We start from the raw sequence: 26,954 nt of genomic DNA, 5'->3' as shown, positions 1-26,954 counted from the left end.
TACGGAAATCCATAAAAATTAATATCATTAATTGATTACATTTAGGGAAATTTACTTTTAGAGAGCTAATGAGTATTCATTGGCTTTTTTATTGGTAAGCACTAAGAAAATAAAAAATGCATATTAGTTTATTGTCTATAAGGAATTTCAGAAATTTTAATTCTTTAAAATTCATTTCTAAAATGGGTGTAAACACAATTTTAGGAGAAAATAGATCTGGAAAAACTAACCTATTTCTGGCGATACATCTGTTATTTGATGGTCATTTTCTACGTCTTTCTTATAAGTTAAATGAAGATGACTTCACTACATCTCTATGAATTTCAACTCTCATTCAGTAATCAAGAATAAAAATAAAGGAGCGCAATTACAAATATTCTATTTGGGTTTCGATTTTGGAAGGTATCAAAATGATGAATTTACCGAAATACTTATGGATGTCATCGTTGATTTTGCATTTGGCTACCACACGGGTATTTTAAAAAATTATAATCGACGGATTCTCAAAGAAGCTGCGAAATCTATATATCGATTGGATGTATTTAGTCAAGTAAAATGGGTTTATGTTGATGATAATTCTGAGCTGTCAGATTGCGAATTAAAAGCTGAAAATAAATACCTGAAAAAAGGAGAGTTTGGTGAAATGATTTTGCATTTATTATTGAGAGATTTCTTTAATACAGAACCGCTTCTTTCTAAAATTCATTTTAAGGATACCGATAATGCCGTGGTGCATGGGTTTGATATTGTACATATTGGCAAGGATTTAACAGATAATAATCAGAATTCAATTTATTTAGGTGAGTCTAAACTATACTCCAGAAGAACAAATGACGCCGGTATGAGAGGTGTTGAAGATTTAGTGAAGGATATTGTGGATCATTTTAAAACTGATTTTCTTTATCGAGAGATTGCTCTTATCAACAAAAAAAGAGATGCCTTCAAACCAATAGATGAGTATAATGACAAGAACACAATAGATGAGTACACGCAATTTTTAGAAAGAAAAAAGGCTTGGTTTGATATATTAAAGAAAGTAGAAAGCAAGTCGGAAAAATTACAGGACTTCTTCAAATCGGTTACAATTCCTTTAGTCTGTACATATCAATCTAAAATATTTGATGGGGTTACTGATGAGGGCACTCCTGAATTCCAACTCAAATTGGACGCGGAAGTAGCTAGTCTAAAAGCTCATTTTGACAAAAAAATTAATGAAATAGTTGACGAGATTGGCGAGCCAGTTAAAACAGAATTGAATGTAGTTTTAATATTATTTCCAGTACCTAGTAAAAAGGAACTTGTAAAAGTTCTGCATCAAAAACTGTATAAAGCGCAAGGATAGAATTATGGATGAAATAATAGCTAATATAGAAGAAATCGAAGCGCTAAATTTTGAAAAGAGTTTTGAATATGCGCAGTTGTGTTCATCATTATTGAATTCGAATGAAGAAGAAGGAAGAAAGTTAATTATAAACATATTAAATCAATGGGATAAGATTCATCCCTCAACTCATGAGATTTGGACTGATTTAGTTGAGGCGGCTGGATTTTATCCATATTTGGAAAAAAGTAAAGATCAATTTTCATTATTTAATATCAGTGGAGCATTGAGAAAGGAACTGCAACTTTCGTCAAACCTTTCAAATAAGTATTTTCATGATGATCAATTCAAGCTTTTAGGCTTCTTGCATAGCGACAAAAATGTGGTTGTTAGTGCACCTACAAGTTTTGGAAAAAGTCTATTAATTGAAGAGATTGTAGCTTCAAAGAAACACACCAATATAGTAATTATTCAGCCAACGTTAGCCTTGTTGGACGAAACTCGAAGAAAACTTCTAAATTATAAAGACGACTATAAATTAATTATCCGAACATCCCAGGAGTCTGTAACGGATAGGGGGAATATTTTCCTGTTTACTGCAGAAAGAGTAAATGAATATCAAAATTTTCCAAAAGTTGATTTTTTAGTAATTGATGAGTTTTACAAATTAAGTGGTGTAAGGGATGATGAAAGGTCTTCATCATTGAATAACGCTTTTCACTTTCTTCTCAAATCATTCAATCCAAAATTTTATTTGTTAGGCCCAAATATAGATGGAATTAGTCCAGGGTTTATTAAAAAATACAACGCCGTGTTTTTTAAAAGTGATTATAGCCTAGTTGATTCAAGAAGTGTAGATATTTATTCTGATCATGATGGTGAATTTGGCTCGAGAGGAAAGAAGGCGATAAATAAAGAAAGAGTGTTATTTGATTTATTACGCAGTCAGCAGCTTTCAAATGAACAGACAATCATCTACTGCTCTTCTCCTGGCAGGGTTAGGAAAATGTCTAAAAAATTTACTGAATACCTTATAGAGAAGAGCAAACCAGTGTCCATTGAAAAATATCCATTGACTGAATGGGTACAAAAAAATGTTTCTGAGGATTGGAGCTTGCTTAAAAATTTAAACTATAATATTGGAATACATGACGGAGCACTTCAAAAGCATATTACCTCATCAATTATTGATTACTTTAATAATGGGCAACTCAAGTATTTGTTCTGTACATCGACAATCATTGAAGGGGTAAATACAAGTGCCAAGAACATAATATACTATGATGAACATAAAGGGTTAAAACCTAATGGCGGGCCCAAGAAAGTTGACTTTTTTGATTATTCGAATATTAAGGGACGAGCAGGGAGAATGATGGAACATTATGTAGGTAAGATCTATAACTTTAACCCTCCTCCTCCAAACGAAAAAATTATTGTTGATATTCCTTTTTTTCAACAAAACCCAATTAAGGATGAGGTTCTCATTCAACTTGATAAAGATGAATTATTAGAGCCGAATTCTCCTCAAAATATTGCTATAGGTAAAATTCCAGAGATTGAGCGGGCGATAATTAAGAAGAATGGTGTGAAAGTTCATGGACAAAAGACAATATTTGACATTCTTAGAACCGATATAGGGACTAATTACGAATTAATAAGTTGGACAGGGAAACCAAAATACAAGCAACTATCTTACGTGCTCAAACTAGCGTGGGACAATTTATTGGTGGAAGGTGAAACAGTTCGGCCGATGACTTTATCCAAACTAGTTAAAATGACTTTTGATTATGGAATAGAGCAGAAGATTAGTGTATTGATAGCGAATGACTACACCTATAAAAGAGGGCTTGATAATTTAAAAAAATTATCTGATTCGGATGTTAGAGATTTGGCAATTCAAGAAACTTTTCAAATTATCAAGCACTGGTTTCAATATAAGATACCGAAGTGGTTATCAGTAATAAACGAGATTCAACGATTTATTTGTGGAGAGTTTGGGTTTAGACCCGGGAATTACACTTATTATTCTAATTTAATTGAAAATGATTTTTTAAGGGAAAACCTGACAATTCTAGCCGAATATGGAATACCAAGTAGTGCGATTAAAAAGATTCAAGATAGAATTCCCGAGTCTATTAATCAAGACGATGTTTTAAAGTATATAGATGATAACGAATTGTATCAGACTCGATCCTTATTGGATTATGAAAAGCAAAAAATTAAAGAAAATCTTTAGATAGTTCTAGGGCTTTCCTTTTTTAAACAATATGATCTCCTTAAGAAAAGTCATAACTACATCTCTCAAACTCTTAACAATCTCCAAAAACAACTCCTTCATAACCTTAAAAATTCAAAAACCGATTGCAGTATCACAATCGCAATAGCACATTGCGATTTCTCTTCAGATAAATATATACCTTCATCCCAATTAGACAAAAACCCCAACTCCACCAAAACAGCTGGACATGTACTAGCAGTCTCCCGCAGTACCAGAAAATTACCAAACTTCACTCCCCTGCTCCTAAAACCAAGATTATTATGCATTGCTTCAGCAATTTGATAGGCTAGTATAATCGATTGCTGTAAATACGTTCCATTAGTACTGGATACAAAAACTTCAGTTCCTCTAGCGTTAGGATTTTTGGATTGATTACAGTGCAGCGAGATAAACAAATCAGCTTGTAGCTTCCTGGTTAGCCTGCTGCGATCTCTTAAGGATATCAGTGTATCGGTATATCGCGTTAGGTAGATTTTGTTTTTGTTAGCAAACAAGACCTTATTCCAATGAATCATTTCTTTTGCAATCTGTAAGACCACATCTTTCTCTTTTATTCCATTTATTCCGATGGCACCTGTATCCGACCCTCCGTGTCCGGGATCTATAACTATCGTCATTGATTGTTCCAAGCTGGTTTGGCTGCATACTGGCATTACAGCCAAATAAATGGTCACTTTTAAAAAGAGTTTCAGGATGTACATTGATGTAATCACATTTTGATTGTTGATTACACAAAATGCAACGAACAGAATAAATCCATAAGAATCTTCCAAAATTTAACAGCCCAGCGCGTTAAATTTTAGAGTATTTCACTCATAATGAGCTTCTCACAATAGATTTCGTAAAGTTTTAAAAATAACCGCCTTACAAGGCTAAATCGAAATCATTATGAAAAAATCAATTCTTATGCTACTGGCATTGCTCTTTGTAACTGCTCCTAGCGTTGCACAAATTGGCGGTATTGAAGATTCTGTAGATGATGTTTCTGATACCATTAGAACCATCTTCCCAATTATCTTAGGTGTAATCTTCTTAATCGGTTTTCTGTTTAATGCAGGACATTTCTTTGGAGAAAATGCCGACCTCAAAAAAGGTATTACCCGTGTTCTAGTCTTCGTACTTATCGCGGGAGCTGTAGTGGGCATCTTCACGTATCTAATCTCAATCGTAGTCTAATGAATCCTCACAGAAAGTCTTAGTAAATGGATATTATGAAAAAGTTTGAGATCTATAAAAACATACGAAAACGGGCAATGATTTTTGGATTGCCCGTATCGTTATTTGCCCTAATGATGATTGCAATTATAGCATCACTGCTAGTCATTATTTTCTCATTTGGCTTCGGGATTATTATTGGTGTATTTGCCTTTAATACTATTCTATATGCAGGCTTATCGAAGTTTGCTCATAATCCACAGCTCCTTCAGTTATCTAAAGTATTCCCAAAAATTATTAGCAACAAAAAAACATCTACACTTCATTATGAATAAGATTAATCTAACATCATATCACCCCATAGTGGATATTCAAGACAATGTTGTTTTTGCTAACAATGGTAATATCGTTGTATGCTTCAAAGGTGTGCTTCCTGAAATCTATTCACTTTCTGAAAAGGATTTTGAAGATATGCACGGTGCGTGGTTTCAGGCTGTAAAATCCTTGCCTACAGGTTGCATGGTTCATAAACAAGATGTCTATTTAAAACAAAAATATACGTCAAGTCAACTACCTAATACCACATTTCTAGAAAAGGCAACTCACGAGCATTTTAAAGGGCGCGAGTTTATGGAGCATCGTAGTTATTTGTTTTTCATTTTAACAAAGAACAACGCTCTAAACAACAGCAAATTTGTTAACCCATTTCGCAGTGTATCAAAGAGTATTCTTAGAGAAATGGACGAGACTGCAAACAGCTTCATAGGTTCGGTTAGCGATTCTGTTTCCTTTATCAATAACAGTCGTAAAATAGAATTTATTCCGCTTGAAGCGAAAGAAATTCATAACCTAACTAACAACTATTTCAATGGTTTCAATGAGGGCTTTGATACTGATATTCTTTTAGATAAATCAAACGCAAATATCGGTGAGCACTATTTTGATGCGTTAGCAGTAAATAGTGAATTGTGTTTTGGTGAAAGCGTACAAACCAGTAAAACCAATGAACGATTTACTTCTGATGATTTTGTATTCCATCAGGGTTTCATTGATGGCATTGGATTAACACTTAATGAAAATCATATCGTCAACCAAATCATCTATCTCGATGACAAACAAAAATGGCGTAAACAACTGGATAAAAAAGTAGAAGAACTCAACAAGAGTTCAAATTTTGGTTCTCAAAACAAGGTCGTCTTACAAAAGATTCAACACATTCTAGACCAAATAAATGCAGATGACCACGCTCGTGTAATCAGAGGACATTTAAACATTATCTATTGGTCTCGGGAAGCCCGAGAGCTAGACAGAATAGCTTCACGAATTAAGACAGAATTTAAAGAAATCGATATCACCCCCTACTACCCAAGAGGCGAAGAACGCAAAAACTATATCTTAAATAGTTATTGCTGTTTTGCATCTAATTTCTCTAATGAAGATTTGTATGTAACAGATTTAAAGCACGCATTATGCTTGCTTATAAATAATAGTAATTACAAATCGGATTCCACTGGAATTATTTTTAATGATCGCGAACATAACATTCCTGTTTTAAAAGATGTGTGGGATGAAAAAAAGAAGCGTATTAAGGCACGAAACTTTGCCATTTTCGCACCTACTGGAGAAGGTAAATCCTTTTTGGCTAATAACATTTTACGCCAGTATTTCGAAAGTGGTGTTCGTTTAGTCATCATCGATTTAGGAGGTTCGTACACCAAGTTTGCTAAACTTTATCCAGAACAATACACAGTACTCAGATATGAAAGCGGAAAGAACTTAGGTATCAACCCATTTTATATAAGCGATGTAAATGACCTAAATCCTGAACGGTTAGAAGATTTATCTGTCTTTTTGTTTGAACTCTTCGCTTCCGATTTAAAGGTAACAAAAGCACAAGCTGTTTCAGTAAAAAAGATACTGCGTTACTACTATAAAGAAGTAGGGATTCAGCACTCGCTCAATAGCTTTTATGAGTTTATAGAGACGAACCAAAGCGACTTGCTTGAGCGTCTAAAAATCCATCCCGACTACTTCAATATTACCAACTTTTTACACATAATGTCGGAGTACGTTGGTGATGGTCTATATAGCTTCCTCTTTGAAGTAAGCGAAGACCAGACTTATAAAATTGAAGATAAAAGATTGATTGTTTTTGAGCTAGATGAAGTTAAAGATAATAAGGAAATTTTGTCCGTAATGCTCAAACTCATCAAGTCTGCTATCCAAAGAACGATTTGGAAAAACAGAGCCGAAAAAGGCATCATTCTATTTGATGAGTTCGCCAAACAATTGAAGTTTGACAACGTACTAGAAAGCGTAGAATTCTACTACCAAGCCATTAGAAAACAGAATGGCGCTATCGGTATCATTTTACAGTCTATTAATCAACTGCCTAACAATTCTACTTCAGCAAGTATTCTGGAAAACACCCAAGTGATCTACAGTCTCAACAATGAAAAAGGATATGACGAGCTGCAGAAACGATTAAACCTGTCTAGCCATGATTTAAACCAATTAAAATCTATCAAAAACAATCTCACAGGACCACGCAAGTACACCGAGATGTTCATCAAGATTGGTAAAGAGAGTAATATTTTTCGTCTTGAAGTTCCTAAAAAAGTATTCGCCGCTTACCTCACCGACGGCTCTGAAAACGACGCCATAATGGCGATTTATAAAAAACATAACTGTATGAAAAAGGCAATTAATGAATACATAAAAACTGAATATTCATCATAAAACAAAACACTATGAAAAATCTACTGAAAACGCTAATACTCTCATTAACCTTGACTTTTTTATCGCCTGGCAGTGCTACTGCCCAAGGAATGCCCACCTATGACAATACCAATTTTATCAGCTTGGTAAAACAACTCTTAGAATCTGGGAAGCAAACTGCTCAACTTATTAAGTCTGTGAAATTCTTAAAAGATGCAAAGGAAAGCATCGAAAAAGTATCTAATGTAGTTAGACAACTTAAAGCTGTCCAAGAAATCGGAAATAATAATCAACGCCTTATCAACGTAATACAAAACGATTTACGGGATATTTTGGACTCGCCTTACATCAAACCAGAAGAAGTTAGCAGAGTTGTGGAATCATTCGATGCCATAGTCCAAAACTCATTGGATACGGTTGACTTTATTGACGAAATCCTATCAAGCGATTACTTAAAAATGAGCGATGCCGAACGTGCCGAAATTTTGAAACAAAAAGAATTGGAATCAAGGGAAATGGTTTCAAACATAACCGCGAAGACAAAACGCTATAAGGGCATTATCTCTTTCAGAAAAATGCAGGATAAAATCAATAATCGCGAAACATACTACTAAAAATGACCGCAACCATCCTTTTAGGTTTTGGACTAGAATACATCGATGCTGTTTTTCAGACGATACAAGCTAGTGACTTCTCGCAATATACTATTGCAGGGATGAAAACGCTTGCGGTATTGTTTTTTCTAATCAATATTCTAAAAAAATATAATGAAGGCATTGCAAACAAGGATGGTTATACTTGGGGGTTGAGTCCGGGAGAACTGGCAAAGAATTTTGCCATCGTTCTCCTGGTCATCTTCTCAACTCAAATACTTGGTTTTTTTGATGGTATTCTTGTTGCTATTGAAGGTCAATATAGAACTACTGCTCCTGCATTATTACCACTACAAATGCAAGACGTACCAATTGAGGAAGACATTAGTTTATGGGATGCTGCACAAGCTGCTATGTCATTACTGTATGAAGCATTAGTAACGCCTTTGTTTGGGTGGAATATTCTTGCTTTTATAGTGAGCTTATTTCTATGGATTTTAGACCTGTTTATTTATCCTTTATTTCTTGCAGAACGCTATTTCTTATTGGGAATTATGCAAGCTTTTTTTCCTTTAGTATTGAGCCTTGCTGTGTTTGAAAAATTTAGGTCTATGGCGTACAATTTTTTCAAATTATATGCAGCGGTTTATATGCTTGTGCCTGCATTCTTTATGGTCAATGTATTCGTCAATGCCATTTATACAGAGATAAATACCAACTTTTGGGTAGATCTTTTTGGTACAGATGTAGGCAGTGAATTTTTTGCACCTGTGGTGCAATTAGGCTCAGTCATATTCATCGTATTTCTAAAATTCAAACTCTATAAACGTGCTACCACTTTTACTTTCAAATTATTTACTGGTTAAGCCAAATTTTATATTATGAAAACATCTTACAAAAATATCTACGCTGTTTTAAAAATCAATCGATTCATTGTGCTCACAGTAGTCATTTGCGCGTTAGGTTCTTCTGCCTTTTGTGGATGGGTGGTTTATGACGTACATAAAAAAGCCCTGAATAGTTCTTTTGCAATCAATACAGATGGTACCGTCATTCCGCTAAAATGGGTGGCTCAAAAAGAGAATTTCCAAGTAGAAGCTTTAGCGCATTTAGAGCTATTTCATAGTTATTTCTATGACATAGATGCCAGCAATTATGAAAAGAACTTAGAGAAAGCGTTATGGCTTGGTAACAGCTCTGTAGATAACCTTTATCGCCAGAAAAAGGCAGATGGCGTATATAACAGATTGCTTCAATATTCACTCGTTCAAAAAGTACTCAGTATAGAATCACTGTTAGATATCCAAGGCGAAAACTATGCCTTTAAAACAACGACTGTTTTTGAAATTAATCGAGGTACTGTAGTAGATACCTATGAGCTTGTTTCTTCAGGAAACTTAATTGTGGTAGACCGCAACTATCCTAGAAATACACACGGACTTTTAATCACAAACTATTTTGAAAACACCTTAAAGAAAATCAATTATGAAAATTAAAGCCCATAACCTGCCCGAAAGTTCAGGCGGGTGGGCACTTAAAAACGCACTCTTATGAAAATTAAAAAAAACAAACTCGTCTTTGGTGCTGTACTCGGCGTGGTGGTCATTTTTATTATCTCCTATAGCTTTTTAATGTTAAGCGATGATGATACCGAAACGGACAATCTGAAACAGACATTAGTACCAGAACTACAGCAAGAACAAGAGGATTACACCTCAAAACTCGATGCTATTAATGATTTAAAAGAAGTACGCGAAACCAATGCGCCCAGCATCTATGATGAAAGACTTTTAGATTCTCTAGGATTCTATGACTCAGATAATCTTACGAAAGAGAAAAAACGCATTGTAGATAGCATCTACAACTCTGGTAAGATTGATTATACACAGAACACATATCGCAGTAGAAAACAGGATGTGAAAAAGGAAGATTTAAAGCCTAAGATTGACACAGTAATACCAGTACAGAATGTTGAAATTATTACAAAAGAAATGGGTTTAGAACATCAATTATTCTTTGCTTCAAATCCTAAAATCAATCCTAATAATACAACCTTAAAAACAGATGCAATGATTCAAGTAGCTGTAGATGGAAACCAAACGGTCAAAGTAGATTATCGCTTACGGATGCGGTTGACAAAAGATGCACTTATCAATAATCAATTGATACCTAAAAACACACCCATCTTTGGTTTTATAAGCTTTCAAGCCAATAGAGCTACTATTGAAATTGAAAACATTATGCACCAAGCTGTAAGCCTCAAAGCTTACGATTTACAAGACGGCAGCGAAGGTATTTATATTGAAAATAGCTTTAGAGCAGAAGCCAAACGTGAGGTCGTTGAAGACCTTGTAGATGATATCAATATCACAGGAGTTCCGCAAGTAAGTGGTATTCAAAAAATCTTTCAGCGCAGTAACCGTAACGTAAAAGTGGCGGTAGTAAACAACTACAGATTAATTCTAAAACCAGAACTATGAGAACTTATATTTTAATCGCAATAATATTGTGTATTTCCGCTTTCGCACCTCAGCTTTGCTCGGCACAGACTCCAGCGCAAAATGTGGAAGTATTAGATACAATCTATGCCAATGACCAAAAGAATGTCGCCTTATTTTTTCCGAATCCAATTCGTCAAGGAATTACAGGTTCTGAAAATTTTATTTTCACCTACAATCGTGAAAAAGAGCAATACTTTGGACTACTGCAAGCACAGCCTGGGAAAGAAAGCAATTTACTAATAATCAACAATAATGGTTCTGTTTTTTCGTATATTGTAAGCTATAAGAAAGTGCTCTCTAGGCTCAATTATTTTATTCCTTTGACGAACGCTATTGGCAATGAAAAGCCAATTGAAGACCAACTAACTACAACCAAAAAAGAAGAACCTCGCTTTGATTGGTCTCAATACTATGAGCGCTTCTGTTCATACCTCATTAAGAGAAAACAGCGCATTGGTAGACTTAAAAAGCGTAACGATGGCATTGTGCTAAGCGTAGAGAATATCGTTTTTGACAAAGAGGAATTGTACTTCGTAATTCAGATTGAAAATAGGTCGTCATTAGACTATGATGTAAACTTTTTGAATCTGTCTATCAACACTCGTAAAAAGGGAAAAAAGAAGTCATTACAAAGCTTATATCAAGAGCCTCATTTTAAGTATAAGCTGCCTACAAAAATTGCAGAAAACAAAACGGTACGCTTGGTTTATGTAATACCCAAGTTTTCTATAAGTAATGAGCGGTCTGTGATACTAGAGCTAAACGAGAATAATGGCGAACGAAACGTGAGATTAAAAATCTCAAACAAATACATCAATAATCCTAATTAGTAATACGATGAAAAATGCAACCTTAATTTTAATGCTGCTGGTCTTAGTGGCCTGCAGCCAGACCCAATTATCTCATACTGATGCTGCCAAAGTTGTAGTCGAGAGTTTTCACAATAAAGATAACACGAAACTAAAGGCGCATACTACAGCAGATAATTATGCTTCTTTACTATCAATTCAAAATACACTAGTTAAAGGCGACCCAAAAAAGAAAGCTTCAAACTTCAAGCTTTTAAATGAAACTGTTGAAGGCGATATTGCCTGGGTGCAATTCACAACTTCGTATGAAGAAAAGCCACAAAGTTTTAAACTGACAAAGGCAGATGGACAATGGAGAGTAATGCAGAAAGGTGTTAGGGAGAAAGGGCCTTTTTGAATTAATGACGTTCAATCTTTGACAACAAGACCAAAATCTAAGAGAATTTCAGATTTTACTTCTTGTAATTCAACCTCGTCAATTTTGTAATATTCAGAAGGATTTTTTACAGCGGTACTCAAACTCATATTTATAATTTCATTCTCTGAATAAATAAATTGCGGAGATTTAGGAATACAACGCCTTAAAGCCATAATTTCTGCCAAAGCATATAAGTGTGTAGGGAATTTGTTGTTTTTAGTTTCTTCTTTTATTAATGTATCTCTAAAATCCGCAAGAATTTCACCATTTAAATAGTTCCTAATTAGATAGCCATCTCCTATATTCAAAATTAAAATTATAGAATTTATTTTTATCACAATTCCTTGAGGAAAAACAAACGTACGAAGATCAAAATCTTTATTAATCGCCTTGAAAACATATAGACTTGATGGCAAACAAAAACCATTACCTTCTTTATAAGATCTCTGTATCATTCTGAAGTTATCACAATCGATTATATCCTTACAAATTAATTTCCAATCGGAATTCTTTGTTTTTAAAAAGTCGTTATAAAATAATCCATAATATACTTTAGACATCCAAGTTGAAACTAACATTGATATAGAATCTTCAGGACTATATTTCAATGGAATCCCATAATCATCTTTAATTAATTTATCATATAATCCGTCAGTATCCTCCAGTAAATTAATTATCTTGTTTTCATAGACACTTCCAAATTCATTATTACAAGTATCATGAGCGGGAACTTTGATTTTACTGTACTGAAACTTTCCAACACCAGTGAGAGTTTCTTCTTTTATTCCTAATTTGCCCAATAAGCTATTTGGTATGATATGCTCCTGGGTTTTCTTGTTAACTATTGGCTTCGAGCAGAAAAAGCAAATATTCATCATATTCTTGACTATGGTATTTTTCATTTCTTCCTTGAATATTTATCCATATCAACACTACCCATTTCTAAAGTTCCGTTTTTCATTAACGTATTAAATTCCTCTAATGCCTCATTATATTTATCTTCAAATATTGAGCTTAAGTATGCTCCTTGTTTTATCCCATTAGGTCCAGTCCATCCATATTTAATTAAATTATAAAGTTCGCTACCTATTTTGTTCCAAAGGTTTTTTAGGGATTCATTTACTTTGTCACTTAATAAAAATATTGGAGTAACCTTCGTGAATTTTTTAGGTATAGGATATCTACCCCAATATGGAATTGCTTCTGATAGAGTTTTAAGAAGCTCTATTTCCTTTTCATTAAAATCTATACTTTCTACTTTCTCAGAAAGTTGAACTAAATCGTGTTTTGTACTAATTTCAGGTGATATTTTACCATTTGATATCAATTCATAATTTTCAGCGATCAATAATCCTTTTAACAAATTTTCAATAGAGAAACCATAATTTAAGAAATATGCTCTTTCTAATCGTATTGTTTTATCAGTTGATGGAAATCTATTAATTTCCCATCCAGCATCTGAGAATATTAATTCCGCAGTTTCTTTCAATTCTTCAGAATAATCAAGCCAATTGATAGGTAACGAATCTACGGCAAAGGTGTACTCTTTGTTTCTTTCAAAATTTCCCATATATAATTTAGAATTACATTAATTTTAGAAGCAATAAATTCAATTAAAATTTCCATTTAACGGTTTTTAACCTTACCCTGATCCTCAATAAAGATTTCAGCACTTCCATTTCATTCGGTAATTTACCAGTAACCAAATCCTTAAAGGAAGTGGTATAAGTTTTACTTAACGTTTTCCAAACCATTTCTGTGTTATTGAAAAACAAAGATTCTAACGGGTGTTTTGATAGCCACTCTTTATCATTAGGTATCGCCTTATTATCATCTTCTCCTACTTGTAAAAGCATTGTATGAAAATCATTGGATTCTAAAAAAGTAATAATTCTTTGTTCCTGTAACAGTTGATGTAAATCATAGGTATGACGCACTTTATTTGCCAAATCCTCCAGGGGATTCTCTGTATATGAAAATCGAACCAGACTAATAACCTTTTCACAAAAAGTTCGCTCAATACTAAGTGTGATAACTTCAAAAGGATCGAGTTCGTAGGTTTGAATAAGATCCACATTATTTGTTGTCGCAATGAATTCTGTAATCATGGAGTGAATACTAATTTTTTCTGAAGGATAAGAATTACCTAAGCTAGAAACCTCTAAAACAATTTGATCACGCACCTGACCATACGCTCCCCTAACTCCTACTTTATCATAACCATATACTATTTTCCTGATTTTCCCACGTTTGTTTTCTAAAGGATGATCCGGTAAAATACTCATTACATCCTCTAAAGCGTTGGTAACTTTTTTTAGTTTTCGCTTTAAAGAATTATCGGTTTCTCCTTCTTTCTTGATGACCACAATATCAATATCTTCTGAAAACCGTTCTATTATATCAAAGCATTTGGAGAGCGAAGTTCCACCTTTAAAAACAGCAATATCCTTTGAATTAGGATCGGTAAAAATTTGCTTAAGAGCAAAGGTCACCCAATAATCTTTTTCGATGTAGATTTCGGAAATACCGAAATGTTCCGCAGAAGCGATAATAGCGGACTCAAAAGCATCTTTATATTGATGTAATTTCATTAGGTAACGTTCCAATTTTCTATTGATGGTAATATTTTTTGAGATAAACCAAACTCATAACTGCTCAAATAATTAATTGTTTCCTTTAGCTGTTTGCTCAATTCATTAAGGGAAAGTGATTGCAGTATAGCCCCCAGCAAAGCTCTTACTTTTGGCGGATACACTTTAGCAAAATCGACTAACTTATTTTTATCCGTATCAGAAAGATTTTTGATGCTGCTTTTTAAAAAAGCAATACCTTGTTTTTTGTCCAAATCCGGAATACTTTTAAAATCTTTTATCACATCTAATAGCTGTAACAAAGGAATATTTTTTTTGGTCACAGTAACATAGCTTTTAGCAGGCTTAATGACCAAATTACCTATGGTAGTTTTTATCTGCTTGTCTTTACTTGCCAAGCGAACCACATTAGGAATTTGAGTAGTTAGTCCTAATTGATTATATAAACGAACACCAGTTACATAAGCAATTTGTTTATTGTTCTCAAAAAGATAGTTTTTTAGCAATACATCTTCTCTTGGCTTTAGTTCTCCAAAAACAGTTTGTTTAGGCTTATAATATATCCCATTTTTATATCTTTTGATTATTCCATTAGCAACTAATCTACTTAGAGCTTTTGCAGCAGCAGAAAATTCACCTTGAGGAATAGCTAAAGTATCGTATGTAAAGACTTCTCCAGTATCTATACGAGCAATTTTAGTTTTTATATCTGCGGTTATATTCATAGCTTTAATAACACAAAGATACTTATTTTAAACTATATTTGTCAAGTTTTTTCCATTATTTACTTGACTTTTAAAAGCTATTGCTATTCCAATAGAAGTTCTAGCATCTTAATTATTAGTTTATTTAACTTCTGATTTGCTACATCTTTCATTAGTTACTCCTCAAAAATCGATTTTGCTTCCTCACCATTTACAAAAGTGATAAATTCAACCTGTTTAAAACGAAAAAAAGTATAAGCTATGATTTTTGAAATCTCACATTCTCCCTTAGTAATTCAGGTATCAAAATTTAGGTTATGAATTCTGTTCACAATAGTTTAGCAATATTTAACAGGAATTGATAAGGCACAATCTACTAAAATCATTTTACGTATTGATTTTTCAAATATATCTCTATGAATGATTCATTCCCTATATTGTAATTTCAAATTCTAAAAAATAAATGCACAAATATTGGCTCAATTACTGGAAAAACAGTCTTACCGATTCACAACGTCTCCAAGTAGATTTTGAAAGAGAAAAGCATTTTGTTTTAAAGGAATTTGATATAAATAATGGACTCGTTCCTATTGGTAAAACTGAGTTGTTATTTTTAGATCAAGAGCAAAAACTCAATAAGAAAAAGAACATAACTGATATTAATGGTGAAAAATGGATCAAACTCAAAACTGTAGATGTCATATTCAGTTTATTTTCAGCTATACCTAAAGTAGAACATCTTACTACTGCAAAAAATAACAAACCTGCATATCCCTTTTGGATTAATGCTCAGTTAAATCGTCAGGGTATGCTATCGATTCCAGAAGAGCTATTTCCGTTAGTCCCTAGGGAGCATCTTTTTCCTTCTGCAGGAAAGGAAGCAGATTTCATTTTAGGAGATGTAGACAATGTAGATAGGGCAGCTGCAATAAGTCAGATAGGAATAAAGAATTGGTCACAATATGTAAACTATCTCAATGATGTTTTTAAAGAAATCACGTCTCAAAATATACAAAATTATATAGAAGTAGATTTTGCAATTGTAAAAGAGAATATTTTCTTTTGTCCAGAGGAAGAACAAGGCGCAGCTTCAGGAATCATAAACCTCTATCATCACTTATTAAAGAAAAATAAACTCCCTAAGCTTTTAGAAGGTTTGATATCTGGCTTCTCCCAAAGTGCAAAGAAGCCCATTGAAGTTTCTAGCTATATGGACGAATTAGACAAACATTTAGGGCAAATGGGGGATAGCTTTCCTTTGTCAATTACTCAAAGAAAAACATTACACACTTTTATCAATGACGACGCTAATTCTGTCTTTGCAGTTAACGGTCCTCCAGGGACTGGCAAAACAACGTTGCTACAAAGCGTGGTTGCAAACGAGATTGTAAAATCAGCAATTAACGGAAAAGGTGCTCCTATTATACTCGCTTGCTCTACAAATAATCAAGCAGTAACAAATATCAACGAGAGTTTTTCTAACAGCCAGAGTACACTAGAATCAATAGATGGCAGATGGCTTCCAGACTTTCGGGGATATGCTTCGTACCTGCCATCTACTAAAAAGACAAGTTTTGAACTCCAAAATATCAATTATATCAAATTGGATGGCTCAGGCACTTTTCAAAGACTTGAAAGTTTTGATTACTTGAAAAAAGCAAAAACCTATTTTCTCAGTAAAATGAATTTTTACAAAGAAAATAAGTTTTCTGATACTAAGCAATGTGCTAAGATTCTACGTGATGAAATTCTCGAAACCCAAAGTAGTCTGAAATTATTGTCCAAAGTCTGGAAGGAATATCAAGGTTCTTGGATTCGATTTTCTAAGAATTACAAATCCACTAATCCCATATCCGCATACTTGGAAAATGGATTGGTAAATAGAAGCTTGCTTCAACGAGATATTGAATGGTTTAAAAATGCTAATCTACAAATTGAAGATTATTTCAGTAATGAATCCATTTGGCGGAAGTTGGGTTGTTTCTTTAATATTAAGACTAGTTTAGGATTGAGGGCTTTGTATATTGAAGAAATAATAGAATCTTCTCCAGTCACGCTTTCGAGAGAGGGTGAATATAATAAGCTTTCATTATTATACGAATTTAAAAAAAGCATATCTGCTGCTAACCATATTATACAGAGTATAGACACTTGGCTAAACTTGTGCCTGGAATATAATATCAAAGGAACTCCTCCAATCAAAGAAGAAGAGATATGGGCTTTAGAATGGCAAAAAATCAATAGCGAAAATCTTGCACCTTGTTACCTCTATGACGAAATCGATGTTACTCTCAGGCACAAATCATTTCATCTTGCTATACATTACTGGGAGGCTCGATGGCTTTCTGAAGTATCAGGTTTTATAATGGACAGTAAAAAAGACAGCAAAGGTTATTTCCCAACAATTAATCGCTGGAAAATACATTCTATGCTTACACCCTGTTTTGTGAGTACATTTTATATGGCTTCTAAATTTTTCTCTTATTGGGAAAGAGATGATGAGAACCAAGGCTGGGCAAATCCCCCTTTATTGGAAATGATAGACATGCTTATGGTGGACGAAGCTGGGCAAACCACTCCAGAAGTAGGTGTTGCAATATTTGGCCTTGCCAAAAGAGCTATTGTAGTAGGAGATATTAAACAGATTGAACCTATATGGAATATCCCTTCTAAAATTGATGAAGGCAACTTATCGAAAAATAAACTCCTCGATTCTTCCAAAAAGCAAATAACATTAGACAACTACAAAACGCAAGGTGTGTTAGCTTCTAATGGAAGTTTAATGAAAATGGCACAGCGCTCCTGCCGATATAAAGAAGATGACGTATTAGAAAAAGGGTTGCTATTGAGAGAACATCGCAGATGCTATGATGAGATCATTGGTTACTGCAATATTCTTGCCTATGATGGTCAACTTATCCCGATGAAAGGAACAAAAAATGCCAACGCACTTTTTCCAGCGATACAACTAATCAATGTACTAGGAAACTCGACAGTAAGAAATAAAGACAGATACAACCAAAATGAAGTAGAAGCAATAGCTCAATTCTTATCAGAAAACAGAATAGCAATTGAACAAGAGACACAATCTAGTATCGAGAGTGAAGTAGGCATAATAACTCCTTTTGTTGGACAAAAACGACTTTTAAAACGTTTGCTCAAGAAAAAAGGAATTGACACCAATAAAATGAAAATAGGCACTGTACACGCACTACAAGGAGCGGAACGTTCAATTATTATTTTTTCATCTGTCTACGGTGAAGGTGATGTGGGAACGATGTTCTTTGACCGTGATAACAAACCTAATATGCTCAATGTGGCAGTATCAAGAGCCAAAGATAGCTTCCTAATATTCGGGAATGAGAAGATTTTTGATGTATCTCAAAATACTCCATCGGGTAAGTTAGCGAGATATTTGAGATCTTAGAAAATGAAAAGTTATCCAAACATAGCTCTAACCTCTCGATAAATCCTTTCAAAATTCTCTTCCAAATCAGCCTCAGTAAACGACTGTTTTTTAACAGGCAATCGTTTTTCAATATTGGACAGTGCGAACTGTACTTTTCGATCCCTGCCATCTGCAAAAGCTACAAACTCTCCCTGTTTCAAACGAAAAAACATATCAGCTCTCCGTTTGGCTACTTCCTTCTCCCCTTTGGTCACTCTTGTATCAGAACGAAAAGGATCTTGCCCTTTGCTTATACTCCGGGTAGGTTGTTTTACAATTTCAAAAAAGCGTTCGTAATATTTAGCCGTATCGGGATCGTTTACTTTTCCGAAGAACTGATATGAGAGGTTGCTTAAAATCGCTTTGCTCGCTTTATCACCATACACCATATCATTCTGGATTTTATCCTGCATCACATAAATAGTAGCGATATCATAGCTTCGTAAGGTTGCAGGAATACGGTGCATATTGAGCAATCGTATAGTAGGTGCTTCCTCCATCATCAAAAAAGATGAATTAGCCGTTCTCACGCTCATTTGCTTAGTAATCGTATGAATAATGGTGGCGATAATTGGCGAATATGCTGTTTCATATTTTGGATTATTTACTACAGAAATTACAGAAGGTTCCTCCTGACTATTCACATTCAAGGGAACTTCATCTGCAGAAAGCACCATAAAAATACGCTGCGTACTTATCTTTTTAAGCGCATTAGCAAGGGTGCTTTTTACTCCTGCAGTTTGACGGTCAGAATCCTTACCGCTAATAAATGCATCAGCCATCGCCCTGGACGTAGTATTTGTGCTCAAAAAAGCAATAAGGCTATTGGTGTCTAATAATTGATAAATAGCTATGAGATGGGGTAATGTACAGTATTTAGGATAGGATGTTTTCAACTTCCAGATAAGTCCACCAATCAAACCTTCAGCAGCATCTGTAAAGAATTTGGTAGTTCCAACATTTCCCGATTCTTTCTGTTCCAATAAATTTTCTATAAGTACCCTGGACACTTCATTTACATTTTCTTCATTCTGCATATATCTTGGTGCAATTGGATTCACCCGGTCGTATATATTGTCAAAGGAAATTACCCAAAAATCAACACCACTCTTTTCAAACAATGGATATGCCATTTCAGTGATCTCAAAATTCTTATAATCGTGAATAATCCCACAAAAAGAGTATTGACTAAAATGTACCAAGAAATTATAAACCACGCTTTCTGTTTTCCCACTCCCTGCAGCTCCTATAATTGATGCTCCTCTTTTGATGTTTTGAATTTTGAGCTTTCCATACTTCAACATGAATTGAACACTATATTTTTCATCCAATTTGGTAGTTCCTGATTCTTTATCAAGATATACGTAAAGCACAATATTAATTAGGAGCAATGAACAGCCAAGAATTAATATCAGATCAAAATGTGCATTTATACCTTTGATCTTGAAGTATAAAAAGATAAAGCCTAATGCGATAATAATCATATTAAAAATAAAACCATATCGAGACAACTTGTATACGCCAAAAAAAATAATGGCTAATCCTAAAAACATAGAAACAGCGAATGTGACATTTAGATTTTCCATATTATCAAATTCCTATAGAGCTTGATTTAATAGCTACATCAACTCCCTTGCGTAACTTATTAAACACTTTTAAAGCTAGTTGCGCTTTGCTGACAGGTATACTGGGTATCATTGGCATTCCTGATTCCCTAATGATCCTGAATGCTACTGCTTTTTCATTGGTAGGCAATCTTGAAATCATTGAAAAATACAGCTTTGGATTTTTGATAAATGCTTTTCTTGCCGTGTAGGTTTCTGCAAAGTTTCTGGTATGACCAAACGTTTTATCAAAAGTCTTTTCAGCATTTTCGAAAAATGTATCCCTATCAAAACCACGTTTTACTTTTTTACCATTCATTTCGACTTCTGATGCTTTGTATTTGCTTCCTGGAGAAAGACTGTATGAATTAGATACATCCTTTCTGCTTACGATAATATGGATATGACTTTGATTGCCTTCTTTCTGCATTCCTTGTACGATCCGTTTTCCATTTTGTTGATGGGGAGCTTGTTGCTCTAATCTGGCTATTTTCAGTTTTAATCTGTCAGTATTCCCTTCCACTTCACCCCTTTCAATTTTCCGGACCTCGTGTTTAATATTTAATATTTTAGTAGCAAAGGGTTGATTTTCGCGAACCTGCTTATCTGTACCTTTAAAAAACCGTTGATGTTCAATTTTTGCATAGTACTTAATATCATCTACTGTTATAGGCTTGCCATTAATTTCACGATTAAAAGAAGCTGCATAGTCTTTCATTATGACTCTGGTATATTGTTTTAAATCTTCGGTATTGTTTTGTAATCTTCTCAATTCATATTTACTTGGACTTACTGTTATAGAATAGAATTTTGGTTCTTTCTTTTTCAATTTGGCAGTATTTCCATCAATCTCTTTTATAACTTCCTTAGCACTTATTTCATCTCCATATTGATTAAAAAAATGTTCTATTTCTTCCTGTTCCAAACCTTGATTTTCTTTCTCCAGATACTGCACAAAATCTATTGCGCTTTGCGAATATTGTCCTCCTAATTTCTGTGCTGCTATCGTGATATACATTCTTCAAAATTTTTATAATTCGTTGTCATTTTTTAGTTTCTCTCTAAAGCGTATTTCGTTCTTCTGCTTGGGAATTTCCTTTTCTAAAATCAATTTCTTTTTAGATGGTTCAGCTTCTTCAAAAAGAGACTGTATCATTGCCACAGTCGGTTTGGTTTGATTCTTTTCGATGTCTTTCATTATTGCTATCATTCCATTAATTCTTTTCTTAATTAGCAAAGACATTCTCTTTTCTAAGGTCTCCATATGTGGTCCCATAGACTCTGCTGGTGAGATACCATTGCCTTCAAAAAAATCTATCATTAAGAGTAATGTCATAGATTGAGATTTTGACATTTTTTTACAAAATTGTCTAAATCGTATAGCCACAGAAATTTTAATTCCTAGCTTTTCAAATCGTTCTTTTTCATATCCTTTATCCATTTTTTCTGAAAAAATTTACTGATTTCATTGGGCTGCGCGCATTTTTTCTGAAAAAACAACGATGAAAATTCAAAAATCAAAACAATCAATCGCCGATAGGTGTTGATTTTACTGGTGTTTTGAAAAAACTGAATATCGAAACATCGCGACAGCGTGTTACCCTCTTGCTATTCCTTTTCGTCCCAATAAATCGGGACAAAAAAAATACCAGTACATCCAAAAATGTAATGGCTTTTAAACTGCTTAAAAAGAATCTATCCAGTTTTAAGAATGGAAAAATTCAATTTTAAAACTATCTGTAACAGAATGGAATTTTTATTGCGAATTTGAGAATACTACAAAAAAAAAGACCTCTGAAAATCAAAGGTCGTTTTAGGGTTAAATGCTATTTCTAAATATTGAAAACATATTGATATGAATAGAGATTTCTTGTAGCTTCTTCTTCCAAAAGAGTATCATAATTTAAATGATTCTCTTCGGCATATTGTTTCAAGTCATTTCCAAATTTGTGCGCTACATCTTCTTTGGAATCGGTTAACAATTTCTGTTGTGTTTCGTCGTCTAGATTATTATAATTAAGATATACCATAACGTTGTTCTTAACTATAAAACGCCTTCATCAGCAAAACTGAAATGATCCCCATAAGGTGAAATAATAATATGATCCAACAATTTGACATCAAAAAGTTCTGCAGCTTTCTTAATCTTTTGGGTAAGCTTCTTATCAGATTCACTTGGCATCAAGTTACCACTGGGATGGTTATGTCCTAATATAATAGCAGTAGAAAGTGTTTTGACTACTACTGCAAAAAGTATTCGCATATCCACCAAAGTTCCGGTTATACCTCCTTTCGATAATTCAAATATACCTTTTACTTTATTTGAATTATTTAACAACATTAACTTAAAGGTTTCATTAATATTAATAGTGTCATGATTCCAATTTTTTATAAATACCTCTGCGGCAACTGTTGATGCTTTAATCACGGTTGCTTCTTTCATAGCATATTTTTGTCGATAAATTATTTTTATTTCATTAACTTTATTGCTCATTGTAATTTTATTTAAAAGGTTATAAATGAAAAAGAGGGCGCATCTTTCCACAGGAACGCCCTCTTTATTTTTTTAATTATTCAGTAGCATTTTCTTCGCCTTTGATTCCTAACAACAAAATTTCATTAGCTACCACTTCGGTAACATATCTTTTTTCTCCTGCTTCAGTTTCATAGTTTCTTGAAGTTAATTTTCCTTCAATAGCAACTTCTTTTCCTTTGCCTACATACTTCTCTATGATTTCGGCAATCTTACCCCAAGCCACAATATTATGCCATTGGGTGTTCTGTACTTTTTCTCCGTCAGAGTTCTTGTAAGACTCATTAGTAGCCATTGAAAAATTAGTGACTTTTTTACCGCTTTCTAACGTCTTGATTTCGGGTGCATTTCCTACATTCCCGATTAACTGTACTTTGTTTTTTAGAGTACTCATAATAAAAGATTTAAAGATTAATATTTATTTTAATTATTGATTTACTTATTATATCCAGAGCGTTTTCCTTTTGTTGTTTTTTTAACTTTTGTTCCGCGTCCTTTTTGATGATTTTGTAAGATTTCATAAGATTCGTTTTAGATTTACTTCCCATAGAGCCGTCACTGTTACCTTTTTTTGTTGCTTATACATTTTCAATATTTGGAATTGATAAGGACTTATAAAAAAGAGCAAGGCACGCAGCCTGATTTATGCAGTCCGTTCAACTTCCGAATGTTGGTATTTTGCTGTCAAAAAAAGGGTATAACGGTGATGGTTTGGGATATGAGTCTAAATACCTTATGAAATATAAAATCACAGGACGTGGAACAATGTGCAAATGCAATTTTCCTGTTTAAGCGGACTTAATTCACGCTTTTTACTTGAGAATGAAATGTTCCTTTCCAGGGCACCGGAAAGGATTAACGGAATGAAAAGTCAAAAGTGGGGATTGTGTCCAAGATTTATACAAATGAAGCTCTTTTCACATAATGAAGCTTTTCGCGGAATGAAGTGAAATGTGCTGATTGGCTTTAAACTTAAATTTTAAATAGCCACTAAATACCTTATAAGAATGATAATTAGTGGCTATTTTTATTATTATGACTTCACTGATTTTTTGAGTTTTACAACTCTTTCTTTCTGTCGATTAATTCTTTTATCAGAGACAGCTTTTTGTTCTCTTTCAAAATCGGTGATAGGTATAGTACCAAAACTTTCTGCGAGACCTCTTAATGCAATTGCTTCACTGTATGCCGGTAAAGAAGATTTAAAAGAATCAAAGCCAACGTTGTTAATTATTATTGCCATTTCATTCTTAGTCAATTCAGCAAGACGCTTTAGAATTCCACTCGCACCTTCCTCATCGTATTTCTCAATCTGCAATGGCTTATTTAAATGTTGCTTTTTTGACCATCCTAATGCATTCCATAATATCAATCTAGATACAAGTTCTGTAGCATCGCAATGTTTATGTTTTCCAACAACGCTTAATTCTTCAGTAGTGCTCATCGTTTCAATAATCCTTTTATGCACTTTCTCTTGGTCAAGTTCTAAAGCTCTTTTTGCTCTTATATTAATTTTTTCAATTTGAACTTTAACACCTTCCAAGCTTTTCGGGTCTACCGATTTTTCCTCTTGCTTTTTAGTCAACTTAATGGAAGCATATTGCCCGCAGTCATAGCCATTAATCCAAAACCCTCTAATTTTACTTTTTCGAGTGTCCTTACCGTGGATAACATCAAAGTCATTATAATGAGTAAGTACATTAACACCTAATTTCTTAAATTTTTCAGATAATTTTTCACCCATATTCTGATGACTAGATTTGATTAAATGTACATCTTCGGCGTTGTTAATAATACTGTCAATTTCATTCTCAATGTGCTTTTCAGTTTTAGTGTCAAAACAAACTTTATCAAAGCACCTGTCATCTTCTTCTACATCAGGAAACAAAGAACAGTTTGCTCCTGAACGTTTAGGGCAATTAATGCACGCACCTGCTTTCTTTACTAACTTATCATCAAGTGGATTAAATTTCGCTTTTGATAAAAGGGCTGTAATGTTTGAATCGATGTAGCTCTGTAATTGTTTAGCAGATTTTATTCCACCACTCCAATCGCTTGCATTTTGTGCAACTTCTTTTTGATATTTCTTATCTAAGCGTGCTATTATGAAAGCTTTTGAAAGATTGATTTCATTTTCCAGAAACATCTTTTTCCATTGTGCATTTAGATTATTTAAGCTCAACCTTTGCAGGATAAACTTTTCGGATTTGGCAATTTTAGTTGCAATATCTTCAATGAGATAATCACCATTATCAATCATCATTTTAAATGTTTCAGCTTCTCTCAAAGGATGCACATCTTCTCGTTCTAAGTTTTCAATGATTTGCGCCTCAAGTGCCTCTTGGTCACTTAAAGCCTTAATCTGGACTGGCACAGATTCAGCGTTAATCAGCTTGCAAGCTTTTAATCTTCGTTCTCCACAAACTAATTCATATCCTTTAGTTGATGGTCTTACAAGCAACGGTTGTAGTAATCCATTTTCTTTAATACTTTCTGAAAGCTCCTGGATTGATTGCTCGTTAAATACTCGTCTCGGATTGGTTTTACCAGTTGTAATTTCAACTAGTGCAACCTCTTTTAAATGTTCGGTAATTGTTTCCATAAATTAAATGATTTTGATTAAACAATATTTATACGGAACCCAAACGGAAGACAACATTTCTGCTCAAAAGGAAACGGAATAAATGAGTGGCTGGTGAAGCGGTGGCTTTATGCCGTAGTCTTTTGATGAGAATATTTTGCGAGTTTACCTTAGTGCAAATATTGTTATAGATAACTCTCTCATTGTTAAGCACAATTAAACTTATTCTATATGAGATATGATTAAATAAAAACTCCAGTTTTAAGGTACTGGAGTAACCTTTGAAATGACAATTAAACCATTTCATATATCTCATCGAACAATTTCTTGTCCAATCTTTCTTGTTGAGAAAATGTCTTTTTTAGTGTACCGTGCAGTACTGAATTGAAAGCATTATATCCAAGCCAAAGATTAGGCTCTTCATTTAGCAGCAATGCTTCGTAATTCAAGATTTCTAGAACCTCTCTGGACTTCTTTGATGGATTATCATTCTTATCACTGCATTCATATCTGAATAATTTAGTTTTATACAGAATCGCTTTTACAAATTCCTCGGTATCGATAATCCTAAAATCTTTCATCTGGTCAAACTTCTTCACAATAGTATAGAACTCGTTGTCAAGAAATTTATCAAATAAACCGTTTAGTCTAGGCATAATTAAATGTGTATTATTCTTGCTGTGCTTTATTGAAAATTCAATCTCTGCTTGTGATACGTGTAAACCATTTGAGCACACTTTTCTATAAAACCCAAAATGTCCAGAAGTCTTTTCACTGCCATCATAAGAATTCTTGAAGCGTAGCATCGGAAGAATCAAGTCATCTTTGTTCTTTAATGTAAATTGATTTTTGTCGTCAATGATAAAGTCTGTAATAAATGACCTATCGTTTCTATTGATGCTTCGTTTATGAAAATTCAAATCTGCGTCTAAGAGCATCTTTTCTGCTTTCCTGAAGAAAAGCTCATTGGGTATGTGGCCGTAGCTATTTGACACCACATTTACGATTTTACCATTAGAGATAATGGCATTTTCAAGCCCTCTACGAGATTCAATCTGCGTAAGGTTTTTTAATGATTTCATTTCAGAAGAAACGAAAATCTCATCTTGCTGTAAATTTTGTAAATACATAATTCTTGATTTTAGATTAAACAATATGAACCTAAAACCAAACGGAAGATAAAATCTCAGCTCAAAAGGAAACGGAATAAATGAGCTGTTGGAGAAGCGTTGGCTTTATGCCGTAGTCTTTTGATGAGAGTATTTTACGAGTTTATCTTTGGTGGCTATTGTATGAATAACTCTCTTTTTAAGCGGACTTAATTCACACTTTTTACTTGGGAATGAAGTACTCCTTTCCAGGGCACCGGAAAGGGTTAACAGAATGAAAAGTCAAAAGTGGGGATTGTGGCCAAGACTTATGCGAATGAAGCTCTTTTCACGTAATGAAGCTTTTCTCGAAATAAAGTGTAATGTGCTGAATGGCATTAAAGAATAAACTGTCACAGTTCAATAATTAGTTAAATATTATTGAATCAATATTTAAGACATAATATTTCACCATACTGACCTACATCATTTCTAGAGCACAGTTTTGGTAATAATTTAGCATCAGATAAATTGTTTATTAATCGTTAGGGTAATTAGTTCTTATAAATCTTTCAGGCGGCGTATTTGGCGTGCTTATGATGGAAATATTTT

The 26,954-nt window shown here is 33.7% G+C and carries 26 protein-coding genes; 13 read left to right on the top strand and 13 right to left on the bottom strand.

Going from position 1 to position 26,954, the window contains the following annotated elements:
• Positions 1-116 precede the first annotated feature (116 nt).
• From CVD18_RS07475 to CVD18_RS07465, 3 genes are read left to right on the top strand one after another with little or no spacing between them, the layout of a single operon-like run.
• Positions 117-320: an AAA family ATPase gene (locus CVD18_RS07475; protein WP_103864822.1), complete on the top strand. Its 204-nt coding sequence runs from the start codon at positions 117-119 to the stop codon at positions 318-320.
• A complete protein-coding gene (locus tag CVD18_RS07470) occupies positions 317-1,342 on the top strand; it encodes a DUF1837 domain-containing protein (protein ID WP_103864821.1) in 1,026 nt (341 codons plus the stop codon). Before CVD18_RS07475 ends, CVD18_RS07470 begins: the two co-directional genes overlap by 4 nt.
• 4 nt (positions 1,343-1,346) lie before the next feature.
• A complete protein-coding gene (locus CVD18_RS07465) occupies positions 1,347-3,557 on the top strand; it encodes a DEAD/DEAH box helicase (protein ID WP_103864820.1) in 2,211 nt (736 codons plus the stop codon).
• A gap of 98 nt (positions 3,558-3,655) precedes the next feature.
• Here the strand turns inward: CVD18_RS07465 and CVD18_RS07460 are convergent, their stop codons facing one another.
• A complete protein-coding gene (locus CVD18_RS07460; RefSeq protein WP_233194500.1) occupies positions 3,656-4,216 on the bottom strand; it encodes an N-acetylmuramoyl-L-alanine amidase in 561 nt (186 codons plus the stop codon).
• Between the two features lie 271 nt (positions 4,217-4,487).
• On the opposite strand from CVD18_RS07460, the gene CVD18_RS07455 reads away from it, so the two are divergent.
• The 9 genes from CVD18_RS07455 to CVD18_RS07415 are packed head-to-tail and all read left to right on the top strand — an operon-like array spanning position 4,488 to position 11,772.
• Positions 4,488-4,775: a hypothetical protein gene (locus CVD18_RS07455; protein WP_103864818.1), complete on the top strand. Its 288-nt coding sequence runs from the start codon at positions 4,488-4,490 to the stop codon at positions 4,773-4,775.
• Positions 4,776-4,810: 35 nt separating this feature from the next.
• A complete protein-coding gene (locus CVD18_RS07450) occupies positions 4,811-5,089 on the top strand; it encodes a hypothetical protein (RefSeq protein ID WP_103864846.1) in 279 nt (92 codons plus the stop codon).
• Positions 5,082-7,493: a TraG family conjugative transposon ATPase gene (locus tag CVD18_RS07445; RefSeq protein WP_103864817.1), complete on the top strand. Its 2,412-nt coding sequence runs from the start codon at positions 5,082-5,084 to the stop codon at positions 7,491-7,493. The genes CVD18_RS07450 and CVD18_RS07445 overlap by 8 nt, the downstream gene beginning before the upstream one ends.
• A gap of 11 nt (positions 7,494-7,504) precedes the next feature.
• Positions 7,505-8,086 (top strand): conjugal transfer protein, encoded by a 582-nt coding sequence (locus tag CVD18_RS07440; RefSeq protein WP_103864816.1) that lies wholly within the window; start codon positions 7,505-7,507, stop codon positions 8,084-8,086.
• 2 nt (positions 8,087-8,088) lie between these two features.
• Entirely contained in the window at positions 8,089-8,931 is an 843-nt protein-coding gene (locus CVD18_RS07435; RefSeq protein WP_103864815.1) for a hypothetical protein, read from the top strand.
• Between the two features lie 15 nt (positions 8,932-8,946).
• Positions 8,947-9,561: a conjugal transfer protein TraK gene (locus CVD18_RS07430; protein WP_103864814.1), complete on the top strand. Its 615-nt coding sequence runs from the start codon at positions 8,947-8,949 to the stop codon at positions 9,559-9,561.
• 54 nt (positions 9,562-9,615) lie between these two features.
• Positions 9,616-10,545, top strand: a complete 930-nt coding sequence (traM, locus tag CVD18_RS07425; RefSeq protein ID WP_103864813.1) for a conjugative transposon protein TraM — start codon at positions 9,616-9,618, stop codon at positions 10,543-10,545.
• Positions 10,542-11,396: a DUF4138 domain-containing protein gene (locus tag CVD18_RS07420; RefSeq protein WP_103864812.1), complete on the top strand. Its 855-nt coding sequence runs from the start codon at positions 10,542-10,544 to the stop codon at positions 11,394-11,396. The genes traM and CVD18_RS07420 overlap by 4 nt, the downstream gene beginning before the upstream one ends.
• 31 nt (positions 11,397-11,427) lie before the next feature.
• A complete protein-coding gene (locus CVD18_RS07415; RefSeq protein WP_233194498.1) occupies positions 11,428-11,772 on the top strand; it encodes a DUF4019 domain-containing protein in 345 nt (114 codons plus the stop codon).
• Between the two features lie 11 nt (positions 11,773-11,783).
• On the opposite strand, the gene CVD18_RS07410 is transcribed toward CVD18_RS07415, so the two are convergent.
• The 4 genes from CVD18_RS07410 to CVD18_RS07395 form a co-directional block, all read right to left on the bottom strand.
• Positions 11,784-12,593 carry a hypothetical protein gene (locus CVD18_RS07410; protein ID WP_199185056.1) on the bottom strand — a complete coding sequence of 270 codons (810 nt, stop codon included), beginning with the start codon at positions 12,591-12,593 and terminating at the stop codon, positions 11,784-11,786.
• Between the two features lie 98 nt (positions 12,594-12,691).
• On the bottom strand, positions 12,692-13,363 hold the full coding sequence (locus CVD18_RS07405; RefSeq protein ID WP_103864809.1) for a hypothetical protein: 672 nt from the start codon (positions 13,361-13,363) through the stop codon (positions 12,692-12,694).
• 43 nt (positions 13,364-13,406) lie between these two features.
• On the bottom strand, positions 13,407-14,384 hold the full coding sequence (locus CVD18_RS07400; protein ID WP_103864808.1) for a nucleotidyl transferase AbiEii/AbiGii toxin family protein: 978 nt from the start codon (positions 14,382-14,384) through the stop codon (positions 13,407-13,409).
• Positions 14,384-15,109, bottom strand: coding sequence for a DUF6088 family protein (locus CVD18_RS07395; protein ID WP_103864807.1), 726 nt, complete (start codon positions 15,107-15,109; stop codon positions 14,384-14,386). Before CVD18_RS07395 ends, CVD18_RS07400 begins: the two co-directional genes overlap by 1 nt.
• Positions 15,110-15,551: 442 nt before the next feature.
• On the opposite strand from CVD18_RS07395, the gene CVD18_RS07390 reads away from it, so the two are divergent.
• Positions 15,552-18,515, top strand: a complete 2,964-nt coding sequence (locus CVD18_RS07390) for an ATP-binding protein (RefSeq protein ID WP_103864806.1) — start codon at positions 15,552-15,554, stop codon at positions 18,513-18,515.
• A gap of 11 nt (positions 18,516-18,526) precedes the next feature.
• Here CVD18_RS07390 and CVD18_RS07385 read toward each other — a convergent pair whose 3' ends face one another.
• The 8 genes from CVD18_RS07385 to CVD18_RS07350 form a co-directional block, all read right to left on the bottom strand.
• Positions 18,527-20,122: a type IV secretory system conjugative DNA transfer family protein gene (locus CVD18_RS07385; protein ID WP_103864805.1), complete on the bottom strand. Its 1,596-nt coding sequence runs from the start codon at positions 20,120-20,122 to the stop codon at positions 18,527-18,529.
• Positions 20,123-20,126: 4 nt separating this feature from the next.
• Complete coding sequence (gene mobB, locus CVD18_RS07380; RefSeq protein ID WP_103864804.1) at positions 20,127-21,158, bottom strand: MobB family relaxase; 1,032 nt, start codon at positions 21,156-21,158, stop codon at positions 20,127-20,129.
• Between the two features lie 12 nt (positions 21,159-21,170).
• Positions 21,171-21,581, bottom strand: a complete 411-nt coding sequence (locus CVD18_RS07375; RefSeq protein WP_199185055.1) for a BfmA/BtgA family mobilization protein — start codon at positions 21,579-21,581, stop codon at positions 21,171-21,173.
• A gap of 391 nt (positions 21,582-21,972) precedes the next feature.
• A complete protein-coding gene (locus CVD18_RS07370; protein ID WP_103864803.1) occupies positions 21,973-22,170 on the bottom strand; it encodes a hypothetical protein in 198 nt (65 codons plus the stop codon).
• 14 nt (positions 22,171-22,184) lie between these two features.
• Positions 22,185-22,634 (bottom strand): JAB domain-containing protein, encoded by a 450-nt coding sequence (locus tag CVD18_RS07365; protein WP_103864802.1) that lies wholly within the window; start codon positions 22,632-22,634, stop codon positions 22,185-22,187.
• Positions 22,635-22,710: 76 nt separating this feature from the next.
• The gene (locus CVD18_RS07360; protein ID WP_103864801.1) at positions 22,711-23,067 is read right to left on the bottom strand and encodes a single-stranded DNA-binding protein; all 357 of its coding nucleotides are present in this window, start codon (positions 23,065-23,067) and stop codon (positions 22,711-22,713) included.
• Between the two features lie 639 nt (positions 23,068-23,706).
• Positions 23,707-25,275: a ParB/RepB/Spo0J family partition protein gene (locus CVD18_RS07355; protein ID WP_103864800.1), complete on the bottom strand. Its 1,569-nt coding sequence runs from the start codon at positions 25,273-25,275 to the stop codon at positions 23,707-23,709.
• A 272-nt stretch (positions 25,276-25,547) separates the two neighbouring features.
• Positions 25,548-26,384, bottom strand: coding sequence for a DUF932 domain-containing protein (locus CVD18_RS07350; protein ID WP_103864799.1), 837 nt, complete (start codon positions 26,382-26,384; stop codon positions 25,548-25,550).
• Between the last annotated feature and the right edge of the window lie 570 nt (positions 26,385-26,954).

It is taken from the genome of Aquimarina sp. I32.4 (assembly GCF_002924285.1).
In the GTDB taxonomy this organism is placed as follows: Bacteria; Bacteroidota; Bacteroidia; order Flavobacteriales; family Flavobacteriaceae; genus Aquimarina.
This window is presented reverse-complemented; position numbering and strand designations above follow the sequence as displayed.